This window comes from Candidatus Methanoperedens nitratireducens, assembly GCF_000685155.1.
Lineage (GTDB): Archaea > Halobacteriota > Methanosarcinia > Methanosarcinales > Methanoperedenaceae > Methanoperedens > Methanoperedens nitratireducens.
This window is the reverse complement of record NZ_JMIY01000007.1, coordinates 394,808-408,005: the sequence shown is the minus strand read 5'-3', so window position 1 is coordinate 408,005 and position 13,198 is coordinate 394,808. Positions and strand designations below refer to the sequence as shown.

Genomic DNA, 13,198 nt, shown 5'->3' with positions numbered 1-13,198 from the left:
GGCCTCCTTGCCAGTACTGGAACGAGATATACTATATACTGATAATTAAAGAATAAAAATCCATCGATTATTTGCTCAAATCTACGACCTCATAGCTCAATCCTTCAGATTCAAGCCTGTTAAGAAGAGATGGGACTTCCTCATCCACAGAGACCACAAGTGAGGAGAGGCCATGAAATGCAGCCTCAACAACCGACTCTCTGGTGCCAAAGAGAATATCTGGTTCAATATCTATCTTTCGAAGAGAGATCAGCGCCTCAACACCGAGTGCTGCGATATAAGGCATATTTTGAGAACGTTCTCTTAGCATCTCATAATCTACACAACGTGACCCTCCTCTTTCTACCCTGGGTACTTTACATATTGTTATATTAACCTCAGGCAGATTTATCATCCCTCTTAAGTCTGTCACCCCTACATCCTCTCCCTCCTTCGCATCTGATATCGTGGTACCGGTGACATCTCCATCCCCTGAGCCTGCATACAGCAGGCCGTTATCCATAATAAGTGAGACCATCTGCCCTTTATTAAATCTCTCCCTGGCGATTGCAGTAGCGACCGAGACATGGCTGACAATATCCTCCATGACAAAGCGTGCATATTTTTTAAGTTCCACCGCCTGCTCAAGAACCCATTCCACTCCTTTTTTTGTTACACGATAGCGCACACGACCATCTGAGCATAAAAACCCATCCGAAACAAGCTCCTTGATATATTCTGATATTGCCTGCGGGGTTATACCAATCTTATCTGCGATCTCTTTCTGCCTGACATCAGGCTGGTGTGCGGCTATTTCAACGAGTATCTGAAATTTAGTGCTCTCTTTTTTACTCCGAAGTATCATTCACCTTCTCCGACCAGCTCAATCCTCTGCCCTTTCACGGTCAGGACCGGTGATCGTTTTGCCATTCCCCTTATGAACATAGCGCTCTTATCTACGACACGCTGGAGGCCGTTCATCGATTGGTTGCCCTCCATTACCTCTTTCTCGATCACGTCAAGGTATGGTCTTATTTCGCTGTCGCTCTTGAAAGTGATCATAATCAGATCACTTAGATCCTCAACCGAGCACTGAAGATTAATGTGCACCCTGGAATATGATGAGTGATATTCTTTTTCAGGTTTTTTGCCTGGTTGCGGCATTCGCCATTTACTCTCGACCAATCCACTCTTTTTCAAAACATCAAGGCTTTCTCCGATTCTGAACCCTACCTCTTTCTCTATCTCTTCTTCGGTTCTCCAATCTTTCTGCAAAGTATCGAAAACTTTTTTATGACGCTCGGAGCCAAAAGCACGGAGAAGCGGGACTATATCTGAAGGCTCATTAATGATACGAATTCTTTTACCCATGGATGACATCTCTTAATTAACACTCTCTAATTTCTGATTTCTGGATTCAAGCCCATATATTGTGTTCTAAATGGATAAACGTTTTGAAGAAAACAGTGACCTTCTCCCATGATTGAAATCGTGGGCATCCATCTTACGTATGACCATTTGCCAATTCTTTTTCTTAGCTTCGTCATACCGTTGCCTCTGAACTGCGTCTGTCTGAAACTTGTGTCACCTATAGCGATCATAGAATTTAGAATATAATAACCTCATGTAAGCAATGTGAAAGTATTCTTATTATGATTTTTGTACGGGCTGTATCCATACTTTGAAAAGGTTCGCAAAGCGTGCCGAAGGCAGGGGATTAGCTCTGATATATCCTAATAAGGATAGAATTTATTGGAAAATATAATTAAATAAGCCATCTCCGAATATTGTAAATGTAGTTACTGCCAGTCCAGCCGCTATAATACCTGCAAATATTGCAATAAGGGCGTTCTTGAATTTAAAACCAAAAACAAAAGCGGCGGCACAACCAGTCCATGCACCTGTAACAGGCAGGGGCATACCTACAAATATAGCAAGACCGATTGCTCCGTATTTTTCAAACCTGACACTGTGCCTGCGATGGGTTCTGTCAAACAGCCATGTGAAAAAAGTATCCCATAATCTCCACCGCCGCAAAAAATTTGATACGGGCTCAAGAAAGAGGAGCAGTGGTATGACAGGTATCATATTACCTATGACTGATAGAGAGAAAGCGGTAAGAGGATCGAGCCCGAATCCCACTATCGCTATTGGAATGGAGAGCCGAAGTTCTGCAACTGGCAGCATGGCAATCATAATAACCGCAAGCCATGATGGGATGGAACTGAAAATATGTATGAGTACTTCAGTGTTCATTTGTTATTGGCACCGTATCGTATAAAATAAGCAATCAGGGCTTCAAGCTGAATCCGCTCATTCGCACCCTCAGCCATCCTGAAATCGATCTCTCCAATGCGGTCAATAAGATCAACTTTTAGCCTGTCTGGAATCGTCATGTCACGAATAGCGCGGAATATCTGCCCTGTGATGTCTTCACCCGAAAGCCCCTGTTCTATCAGCAGGTAATCCAGTTTTGCCCTTGCTTTGGCGAAATTGCCTTCAAGACCGAATTTTACCAGCTCAGCAACTTCTTCCGGTCTGGCAGTAGCTGTGGTCTTGTAGATAGCATCCATAGTTACGGTCTTATCAAGCATAGCAGCCGCCTGAAGAGCATTGATGGCACGTCTCATATCCCCTTCGGCGACGTATCTTATAGCCTCCAGGCCATCATCGGTAAGTGTAATACCCTCTTCTCTGGCTATATGTCCCATCCTCTCCTCGATGGCATTACTTGATATGGGTTTGAACCTGTAAACCGCACACCTTGACTGGATGGGTTCGATTATTTTGGAGGAATAATTACATGAAAGTATAAAACGGCATGAGCCTGTGTATTTTTCCATGGTCCTTCGCAGTGCTGACTGCGCATCCTGGGTAAGCGCATCAGCCTCATCAAGGAATATTATCTTGAACCAGGCGTCACCCAGCGGCGATGTCCTGGCAAAGTTCTTTATCTTGTTCCTGACCACATCGATTCCGCGCTCATCACTGGCATTTAGCTCGGTGAAATTGTTGACCCATGTTTCACCGAAAAGTTCACGGGCTACAGAGATGGCGGCTGCCGTCTTTCCCACGCCAGGGGGTCCTGAGAACAGAAGATGCGGCAGGTTTCTTGATTGGACATAGGACTTAAGACGTTTTATTACCTCAGTCTGCCCCACGATATCATCAAGTTTTTTTGGCCTGTACTTCTCGATCCAGATTTCTTCTTTTAGCATGTAAATCTTAATAAGAGGCAAGTATTATTTAAGTTTCCCTGATTTTTAACCATCCCAAAACCAACAGATTTAATAAGCATATTGGGCATTTTATGCCTGTTTTAACGATTTAAATAGGGATTTTGATGAGAGATTATATAATAAAAGACATAGGCCTTGCCGAGGCTGGAGAACAGAGGATCGAATGGTCACGAAGACACATGCCTGTTCTTCAAAAGATCAGGGAACAGTTCGAGAAAGAGAGACCGCTTGAGGGAATTAACGTGGTAGCATGCCTCCATGTGACAGTTGAAACAGCCAATCTTATTCACACGCTAAAAGCAGGGGGTGCAGGTATCGCGCTTACAGCTTCAAACCCGCTGAGCACTCAGGACGATGTGGCTGCTGCGCTTGCCTCAGAGGGGATAAAAGTCTTTGCGATAAGAGGCGAGAATGAGGAGCAGTACTATGAGTGTATCGAAGAGGCGCTCAAGATAAAACCCCACGTTACACTTGATGACGGTGCAGATACCATTGCGCTTATCCACTCAAAGCACCAGGAACTGATAGGTGATATCAAAGGCGGATGCGAGGAGACAACAACAGGCGTGATACGGCTGCGGGCAATGGCGGCAGACGGTGCCCTGAAGTATCCTGTTATCGCTGTAAATGATGCTGAGACCAAGATGATGTTCGATAACCGCTACGGCACAGGGCAGAGCACAGTACATGGCATAATGAACGCCACAAACATCCTGTTTGCAGGAAAGACCATAGTAGTTGCAGGGTATGGATGGTGCGGCAGGGGCATAGCGTCACGGTCACGGGGATTTGGAGGCAATGTTGTTATCGTGGAGGTTGAGCCGAGAAAAGCACTTGAGGCTGTGATGGATGGGTTCAGGGTAATGCCCATGACTGAAGCTGCTAAGATCGGAGATCTGTTTATTACAGTCACAGGCGATATCTCTGTCATCCGCAAAGAGCATTTCCAGGTCATGAAAGATCAGGCGATAGTATGCAATTCAGGGCATTTCAACGTGGAAATAGATATCCCCGCACTTACTGAGCTATCAAGTCAGGTCAATCAGATAAAGAATGATGTGCAGGAATATGTTTTAAAAGATAATCGGAGAATCTACCTGCTTGCCGAGGGCAGGCTTGTGAACCTTGCAAGTGCGTTCGGGCATCCGCCCGAGGTCATGGATATGAGTTTTGCAAACCAGGCGCTTGCTGTAAGGTATATCAATGAGAAAGGTAAAAGCCTTGAGAACCAGGTTTACAGAGTGCCTGTTGAGATCGATAACAGGGTAGCTAAACTCAAGCTTGGGGCCATGGGCATTGAGATAGAGACCCTGACAGAGGAGCAGGACAGATACCTCCATTCATGGACCCTGGGAACATGATATTAAGAAGACAGGAAGTTGAGAGATACTTATCAGGATTATACGGCAGTGCAAGGATCATCAGTATAGGTGAACTTGGCGGGATACCGACTGAGGTAGATGAAGGTATAAAGGGATTCGGCTATGGGAAGCCTTATCTTATAGAATTTGAGGCAAACGGCAGCATCAAATCTGTTGTGCTGTCAACGATGCGCGTGCAGAAAGGGTTCGGGCATGATCATTTCTCAGATCGGGCGCAGATATTGATCTGGCAGAACTCTGCCTTTAATAAGCTTCCAGGGCATGTCCGCTCCCTTGATGTCGGATACTTCACGCATGAAGGTGAACTTCGCTCAGCAGGAGATGCAGAGGAATATTTTATTTTAATGGAGAAGATCGAGGGAAAGGAGTATTTCCTTGACCTTGAGAGGATAAAGAGGGATGGAGAACTCACCTCCCTTGATAGGGATAGGGCAGAGGCATTATCCTCCTGTCTTGCCCGGATCCATACCATAAAGCATGATGACCGCGAGCTGTACTTCAGGAAGATCAGGGATACTGTCGGTCACGGGGAATGTATAATGGGACTGACGGACAGCTACCCTGATAACCTTGATTTTGTGAGCCGGGATGATCTGTGCGAGATAGAGAAAAAGTGCGTTGACTGGCGCTATAAGATCAAGGGAAAGACATACCGATTATGCATGACCCACGGTGACTTCCATCCATGGAATATCATGTTCCGTGAGGGAGTCGATTTCACTCTGCTTGATAGGAGCCGTGGTGAGTGGGGTGAGGCTGCTGATGATATCTCATCCATAACAATGAACTATATCTTCTATTCCCTGCAGAAATATGGAGAGCTTGCAGGGCCGTTCCGTGAATTATATGAACTTTTCTTTGATAACTACCTTGAAAAAACAGGCGACTATGAGGTATTGAGGGTCATCCAGCCTTTTTACGTGTTCAGGGGCCTTGTAGTGGCAAGCCCTATATGGTATCCCACTCTTGAACCTGGTGTGAGGACAAAACTATTTAATTTTATTAATAATGTACTTGAGAGCGAAGAATTTGAGTACAAGAACGTGAATTCATATCTATAGGGGAAGAATGGCTTTTGCAGTCTGGTTCACAGGAATTCCCGGCAGCGGGAAAACAGTTATCGCACACCGCACATCAGCCTTACTCAAGAGAAAAGGCATCGATGTCAGGATACTTCAGCTTGATGAAATACGCCGCATCCTTACCCCGCATCCCAGATATACGGATGAGGAGAGGGATATTGTCTATGCATCCCTTGGCTATATGGCAAAACTCCTGACCGAGTGCGGCATGAATGTTTTTATTGATGCCACTGCGAACCGGAGAAAATACCGCGATACTGCGCGCAAGATCATCCCGCAGTTCGCTGAGGTGTATATCCGCTGCCCTATTCAGGTATGCATGCAACGCGAGGCGAGAAGGAAGGCTGTTTTTTCACCAAAGGATATCTACAAAAAATCAGCGCGACCGGGTGCCACTGTCCCTGGTGTTAACATCCCATATGAAGAACCCCTCAGACCTGAGGTAGTAATCGACAGTGATAAAATGGCGCCTGATGAGGCTGCAAAAAAAGTGGCAGATGCTATTATTGCTCTTTTTGGAGAGATAAATGAACATGAACATGGAAATTGAGACCCTCATAGAGATAGGAGTCGAGATAAGGGATGTAGTAAGATCCTTCATCCACGAGAACGTAGATTATGGAGAGATGGTCGTGCAGCGGCCAAAGGATATCACGCGCAGGATCGATATGACCGCTGAGCAGGCTCTTGATGATGCGCTTTTAAATCGTGGTCTGTCAGCGAGGATAATCTCAGAGGAGCTTGGCGACCGCATTGTTGGAAAAAAACCTGGTTTCATGCTGGTTTTTGATCCCATAGATGGCTCCACGAATGCCACATGCGGTATCCCCTTCTTCTGCACGTCGCTTGCATACACTGAAAAAACGGATGCAGCCACATTCGAGGATATAAGCATGGCCGTGATATGCGATATACAGGGGAATATATACCATGCAGTGAGGGGAAGAGGTGCCTTTTTAAATGGTAAACGGGTTACCGATAAAAAACGCGGCACAAGACCAAAACCTGTGGTATCGGTGTATTCATACGGTGTGCCATATGTCCCGCCAGGATTGATAGAATTTGAGAAAACAATCATACTCAGGGCGCTGGGCAGCATCGCGTTAGATATGTGTTTTGTTGCCGATGGAACACTGGACGGTGTTGTTGATACCCGCGGGCTTGTGAGCGGCTATGATATCATGGCATCTGCCCTGATATTGAAAGAGTCAGGCGGTTCCCTCACAGATATCAAGGGACAGGTGATATCAGGCGATGTGAGGACAACAGGCATGTCGATAACAGGGACAAAAAATAAAAAACTGCACGACAGGATTGTGAGGGTATTGAGCAAGAAAGAAGCATAATCTCATTTTCCGCACATCATCAATCTTAAGCAAATCTCTTCTATCATTTGTTTCCCGGAGGCATTTTGAGTAATGAAGGCAGGATAGCTACGAATCCATTCGTAGCTTAAGAAAATCTTTTATGAGTTGAACATATAGATGATTGTCACATAAAATATTTAAACAACTTTCTTAATAAACATCAGGAGGAGATTATGTTAAACCAGGTGAGTAGGATTGTACTGTATGTTCTGCCCGGGATATTTGCTTTAGTATTATTATCAAATGCGGCAGTCTCTACAAGCTGGGCAACTGAAGCCGGAGAAATACCGTATCAGGTGAATAATTCAGACAGGATCATCACAGGCACAGTAAAAGAGCTTTACCCGGGCTTAGAATCTACTGATGTGATTATCAGTGTAGTTGAGATTGCCAGTAATGACTCCAAGATCAGGGTCATGCTTCCAGGTGATGCTGAAGTAATAGCAATAGAAAAGCCTTCTTACACTGAAAGGAAAGATATCTACGATGTAATTTTCAGATGGAACAACTCCTATGGAGTGTATCATGACACCATAACGGTAAATTTGACCAGTAAAAATGTTGAGGGAGCAGTTTCTATAAGAGTTAAGAACCTGGAAGAGATCCCGGCGGCAACTATAAATGTGGAAGATGCAGTATCCATAAGAAGCGAGTACCAGCCCGAGGTTGAAGACCTACCAATGCCCGTTTTCAGAGAAGCTGTTGTTGTCTATTTCAGGGAGATGCCAGCATCGCTTGATGAGTTTGCATCCAGATACGGTGGAAAGCTGATATTCACAAAACATGATATAAAGATGGCTGCCTTTGAGACAAATCCTATCTCAATACCTGCACAAACAAGTCAACAAACGCTAGATTTCATTAATAGAATCTCAACGGATTCTAGCGTTGAGAAAGCCTATAGAGATGAATTTGAGTTTATTAGGTCAGATAAGGAGTATTCGCCAGAGCCCAGGGTAATGTATCCAGAGGATATGAGGGATGAATACGTTCCTGATCAGGTGATTGTTGGATTCTGGAGGTTTCCGCCATCGCTTGATGAGTTTGCATCCAAGCATGAAGGTAAATTAAAGAATTTTGATGATGCTAACAATGTTCTGAAATCTGCACTTTTTGAAACAAACAACATTACTGAATTTATTAAAAAAGTTTCAACCGATCCTTATGTACGCTATGCAGAGCCCAATGGCATAGTTCGCATTGCTGGCGTATTAGAAAATAACACCACAGAAGCAGTAAATACGCCAAAGACGCCGGGCTTTGGGACAATACCTGCGGCAGGGCTTCTGCTTTTGATAATTTACTTAATGAAGAGGAGAGATTGAAATGAAAAGGCAATACATCTTATCAGGCGGAATCATTCTCCTTACAGTATTCTTTTTGCTGGTATTGTTTAAAACCTCCATTCCATACGGCTTTTTAGCACGTTCTCAAACAGGCGAATTAAACCTCACGATAATACCTGAAAAAACTCAGGTTGAAGAGGGAGAGAACTTTAAAATTCACCTGATATTATCAAATGCAGACAGCAAGAGCATAAATTTATGGATGCTGGAAGAGCAGGTAAGCTATGATATACTCTTTTCTTATCAGGATGGGGCTAAAGTATCCTACAACTGTGGAATAATTCAGAGATTTCCACTGACAAATGAGAACCTGATTACTCTACAGCCAGGAGATTCCATAACTGCAACTCAGGATTCTAGCTGCTGGAATCTTACGAAAGGAGCGTACACCTTAAGCGCTGTGTACCATACAGGCCCGGCCAAAGATGAGAGAATAACAAATCCCTACTGGCTCGGTACGGTAAAATCCAGCAATATCACTATTTTTGTAGAATAGGGAGGACTAAAAATGAGTGCACAGATGAAGGAGGGAAGATCAGATGAAAATGGATTTGGGTAGACATGGCAAATAGATACGAACCCATACCTCTGCTGCTGGCTCTTCTAACATTGCTTTTTAAGCAGGTTTTTGGTAGCAGGAGGAGTTGAAATGAAAGCATACACGAGCTATAAGTGGATTTATAGATTTAGGAGGTAAAACATATGGAAAGCCTTAGAAAATATTTTTCGCACGGAGCAGTTGGATTAATATTCGGTCAGACAATTGGGCTTTTTATTTCGACTCTGTTTATGGGCATCAAAATAATGCCTATTTTGGTGTTCACAGTAGCGTGGAGTATTTTTGGGTTTTATACAGGACTTTTATGGAATAAAGGATTAAAATTTGGGGCTATAGGCATTATAAGCGGCACTCTTGGAGGACTTATCTGGTACTATCTTATCAATCCTCCTTCTTCAATCTGGGGATTTGGTTTTATTCTTCCAGGATTTTTATTTGGTCTTTTCTCATTAATTAGCGCAATATTGATCAATAAAATAAATATAAAGAATGCAATTTTATTTATTGGAATTGCATTTTCAGGAATAATTATCTCAATTCTTTTAAATTATTCATCTACTCTGAAAGATAAATTTACTGGAGTGATGCCTCCTTTAATAGGATTTTTCTCTTTTTTAACCTCTATGATAACTCTTGGCGGGCTGATTTGCATTGGATTGTATTACATCTTAGGTAGCAGCAGCGCAAATGAAAATCGCCTTAAAAACACTTTTACAAAACTCGGTAAAATTGTATCCGTTATCTGGATATTATTTATGTTTGCTTTTGCATTGGGAGCCAGCCACGATGCCGGGTACTTTATCAAGAAAGTTAATGAGCCTGAATTTTTTGTAGTTGTTGATGCTGGAGAAATCGACAGGTACCCATATTTTGCAAAAGCTATCAATGATATCGAGAAAGGCAGGATAATCGAATATTCAGGTGCGGTTCCGAGAGAAGAATGGAGAGCACTTATGACTCTTCTCGATGACCAGAAGAAATGCCGCTCAATAGGGAAAGGCAATTGTTTTGTTAAAATAAATAACTCATTCTATGAAATCAGTTTTTGGACGGCGTGATGGATATTAAAATATTATATATAAAAATGGAAGGGTTTAGATGTCAGAAGTGCTTAAAATCTTGATTGGAATCTTTATAACAGGAGCTGTTTTAATCAGCGGGTGCCTGCAGGAAATTAAAAACGAACCTTACGAAGAAACAGCTTATAATGAGGCCGTATATAACTATTCCACACCTGGTTTCGAAATCGACCAGAAGCAGGCTTCCACTGTATGGGAGAAGGTCAAATTTTCTGATGATGCAAAGTTTGTCACCCGTGAGAAAAACTATTCAGTAACAGTTTTTGTCCAGTCCTATACTAGAGTGCCCGCTGCTCACAGCCCCTATGACATCTCCACGTCAGAATGGATTGTTGTGGCATCCTCGATCCCAAAAAAGAAAGAAGATATAAAAATAGCGATCTTCAGGCTTGATTATCAGACTTTTGATTTTAAGAGGTCATACTATTTCAGTTACCCGCAGAGAAAAGAACTCACCCTGAAACAGAGCATTGCTGTTATGGAAGAAGAACTGAAAAAGGAACCGGGAGGTTTTCAATCCATAAATGAGAGCGCAGTAGTTCTGCAGGATGGGAATTATATCTACTCCTATCTGGCACCCGATATTGGAGAAACAATGTATTTGTTCAGCTGGGACGAAATTCCAGGAAACGGCAATGGAAGACTCATATATTTTTTACACCGAGAGCACCGTCTTGACTTGCTAAGAGATACAAAAATCGAAAAAATCGATAACAATAGAACTATAAGAGTAACCGGCGGAGAAAATACTGTTTTACTAAAACTTAGCGATGAAAAAACCAAAGTAAACCTGGAAATCGATGACGGTAGAACTGCTGAGCTCATTGCTAATATGGAGAATGGCAAGCTAAACATATACGGGGCAACAACCGATAAGGGGTCAACAATTATTCTAAATAAATACGCCGGAAGAATCATATTTCATGCAATATTTCGTGCAGGAAAAGATATCTGGATCAAGGATACAAGTCTGAGAGAGAGAGTAAGCGGGAGTTTTATAATTCCAGGAGAAGAAGTAAATGGGACTGCATTATTGCCTCGCATTGAAACCCGTGTTGAGTCGATTCGCTCGCCTGCATATAGAGGGACTTCAACTCTTGTAAAACTGTCATTCATCGCACGCAATAATATCTCCAATGGCGGTGATATTTATGTTAATTATAAAACAGAGATACTGCATACGAACGGCTCTCTGTTTTATGAACCTGAAGGTTTTGAAATTATCCCGGAGAAAAAGCGGCTGATCTTTCCGGGAGGAGGAGATGAGCAGCAGGTAGTATATTCAAACTTAACAATAAATACAAGTAATGCGGCTGCTGAAGGGGATTATATTATAACGATCACTATTAAATATAAAGGCTGGGTGGTCGGGAGCAACATGTTGTATTTTAAAATCGGTAAAGGCGGAAAGAAGAGTCCGCCTGGGGGAGAGTCCATAATTGAAAATACCTGGAATATTGGTTATTCCGCAGATCAGCCTCCTCTTCTCAACGAGACTGAAAAAGCAGAGATACTGACGATAGCGATTAATGACACTTATTTGAAAGACAAAAGGTACGAGATCACAGGAATTACTTCAGAATACCTTAACCTGGAGAATTTTTCTGGCTTTTTTGCTGTCGTTACTGTGGACGTAGGCGACCCGGATTTCCCGGGCGAAATAATCCGCTACATAATTGACCGGGAAGAGAAAAAAGTGTTTACAAGCGTAGTGACCCCTCGGCCGGCTCTTGAGTATTTCAGGGGCGAGGCTTTTGACGAGGCTAAAGGTAATTTCACGAAGAGCTGGGATGCTGAGAATTTCCCAGGGTTCTGGCTCGATCCTGAAGCAAACGTTTCAACCGAGACCCTGATCATAGATCAGAGCTTGCTGAACAATAGCTATAGAGTAATAGATAAACACAGCCTGATATACGTTACAAACCCTGTACCTTTTAAGTATCAGGTTTATGCTCAGGCAAACCAGACTCCCGATGGAACGGATGGATTCTATCAGGCAATCGTCTGGCTGGGAGAGAAGCATGTGTATCTGCAGGGGAACAGGCTCGCGAAGATAATATTTGAGCAGAATGCAACAGAGGAAAAAGAAATGACCATTGGCGAGTCCTGGGAATTGGGAGAAGGATACAGGGTAATCGCCAACTCAATTAGTGCAAAAGATACTGGTGGCAGACAAGCGTGGATTACTTTATTTAAGGACTCGAATAAACTTGTTGATACGGTCATGGTGCAACAGTATGGACCGAATAAATTTTTCACTTATCGGATGAACTTGAGTGATAGTACTCTAAATTTTATGATTTATTATTCAAGAGTAGACAGTTTACAATACACGGATGCGGCGTATTTCAAATATACATGGCTCAGGTCTCAAAATATCACCGAGATCAAAGAAGGCGATACCTTCGGCATCATGGAGGTTACCTCTATTGATAACGGTAAAATCGAGCTCAGTAACAGGGAGCCGATTGATCTTGCTCCAGGAAAAAGAATCCATATCATGGGGAATATAAGCATTCAGGTGGGAAGCTCTGAGGATAGGCTGCAGTTTCATCCATTCAGAGTGAGAAAACCATGAGTCGTAATTCTGCAATTCTCCTGATGTCTGAAGGCACCTGAGCGCGTCCACCTTTGCCTGCAAAGCGTCAAGGTAGGCGACGATGCGGCGCTGTTCGGGGAGGGAGGGGGATTTGCATGGCGAGAAAGCGATCCTCTTTTAGCCGCACTCGATTTGTTGTCCCTTCGCTGGTAGCCTTGCAGAGATCAACAAAAAAACGCGTTTTACTCATCCAACCAAGGTATTCTGGAATAATCCGTGACGGATTTACATTAAAAACAGGAAAATCATTGCTTACAACCGCGCCATCAAGAGGCTCTGGAATAAGACCAAAAGCCCCGTTACGGGCATCAATGCGCGATAAGATAAACTGCTGCGAATGAACAATAAACCTCTTTGAGGTGGCGATTTCTGCTCCACTTACTTCATCACGCAGTACAACTCCTTTCCCCCAGAGTCTATAGTCAAGTGCTAAGATAATCGTAAATTGGTACGTTAACAATATCTTGTTCAAAAGCTGTAACCAATTGTTCTTTCATTTGACTTTTATTCTCCCAGTACCTTATTGCCAGCCATTTCTTAGCCGCCCTCCACGATTGCTCTATTGG

General features: G+C 43.2%; 13 protein-coding genes. 8 read left to right on the top strand and 5 right to left on the bottom strand.

The window, feature by feature from the left end; genetic code table 11:
- Positions 1–67: 67 nt before the first annotated feature.
- From ANME2D_RS13925 to ANME2D_RS13905, 4 genes are all read right to left on the bottom strand, one after another.
- Positions 68–844, bottom strand: a complete 777-nt coding sequence (locus tag ANME2D_RS13925; RefSeq protein ID WP_048092888.1) for a DUF7839 domain-containing protein — start codon at positions 842–844, stop codon at positions 68–70.
- On the bottom strand, positions 841–1,350 hold the full coding sequence (locus ANME2D_RS13920; protein ID WP_048092886.1) for an ArsR family transcriptional regulator: 510 nt from the start codon (positions 1,348–1,350) through the stop codon (positions 841–843). The genes ANME2D_RS13925 and ANME2D_RS13920 overlap by 4 nt, the downstream gene beginning before the upstream one ends.
- 378 nt (positions 1,351–1,728) lie before the next feature.
- On the bottom strand, positions 1,729–2,235 hold the full coding sequence (locus tag ANME2D_RS13910) for a COG2426 family protein (RefSeq protein ID WP_048092879.1): 507 nt from the start codon (positions 2,233–2,235) through the stop codon (positions 1,729–1,731).
- Complete coding sequence (locus tag ANME2D_RS13905; RefSeq protein ID WP_048092877.1) at positions 2,232–3,197, bottom strand: replication factor C small subunit; 966 nt, start codon at positions 3,195–3,197, stop codon at positions 2,232–2,234. Before ANME2D_RS13905 ends, ANME2D_RS13910 begins: the two co-directional genes overlap by 4 nt.
- Positions 3,198–3,322: 125 nt before the next feature.
- Between ANME2D_RS13905 and ahcY the strand changes: the two genes are divergently transcribed.
- From ahcY to ANME2D_RS13865, 8 genes are all read left to right on the top strand, one after another.
- On the top strand, positions 3,323–4,579 hold the full coding sequence (gene ahcY, locus ANME2D_RS13900) for an adenosylhomocysteinase (protein WP_048092875.1): 1,257 nt from the start codon (positions 3,323–3,325) through the stop codon (positions 4,577–4,579).
- A complete protein-coding gene (locus ANME2D_RS13895; protein WP_048092873.1) occupies positions 4,576–5,661 on the top strand; it encodes a phosphotransferase family protein in 1,086 nt (361 codons plus the stop codon). The genes ahcY and ANME2D_RS13895 overlap by 4 nt, the downstream gene beginning before the upstream one ends.
- Before the next feature lie 7 nt (positions 5,662–5,668).
- Entirely contained in the window at positions 5,669–6,232 is a 564-nt protein-coding gene (locus ANME2D_RS13890; RefSeq protein WP_048092871.1) for an adenylyl-sulfate kinase, read from the top strand.
- Positions 6,210–7,028 carry an inositol monophosphatase family protein gene (locus ANME2D_RS13885; RefSeq protein ID WP_052368943.1) on the top strand — a complete coding sequence of 273 codons (819 nt, stop codon included), beginning with the start codon at positions 6,210–6,212 and terminating at the stop codon, positions 7,026–7,028. The genes ANME2D_RS13890 and ANME2D_RS13885 overlap by 23 nt, the downstream gene beginning before the upstream one ends.
- 194 nt (positions 7,029–7,222) lie before the next feature.
- Complete coding sequence (locus tag ANME2D_RS13880) at positions 7,223–8,374, top strand: S8 family serine peptidase (RefSeq protein ID WP_048092869.1); 1,152 nt, start codon at positions 7,223–7,225, stop codon at positions 8,372–8,374.
- Between the two features lies 1 nt (position 8,375).
- Positions 8,376–8,891, top strand: a complete 516-nt coding sequence (locus tag ANME2D_RS13875) for a hypothetical protein (protein ID WP_048092867.1) — start codon at positions 8,376–8,378, stop codon at positions 8,889–8,891.
- 206 nt (positions 8,892–9,097) lie between these two features.
- The gene (locus ANME2D_RS13870; RefSeq protein ID WP_048092865.1) at positions 9,098–10,012 is read left to right on the top strand and encodes a hypothetical protein; all 915 of its coding nucleotides are present in this window, start codon (positions 9,098–9,100) and stop codon (positions 10,010–10,012) included.
- A gap of 40 nt (positions 10,013–10,052) precedes the next feature.
- Complete coding sequence (locus tag ANME2D_RS13865) at positions 10,053–12,611, top strand: S-layer protein domain-containing protein (protein WP_048092861.1); 2,559 nt, start codon at positions 10,053–10,055, stop codon at positions 12,609–12,611.
- Between the two features lie 67 nt (positions 12,612–12,678).
- Here the strand turns inward: ANME2D_RS13865 and ANME2D_RS13860 are convergent, their stop codons facing one another.
- Positions 12,679–13,104, bottom strand: coding sequence for a hypothetical protein (locus ANME2D_RS13860; RefSeq protein WP_048092859.1), 426 nt, complete (start codon positions 13,102–13,104; stop codon positions 12,679–12,681).
- Positions 13,105–13,198: the final 94 nt, after the last annotated feature.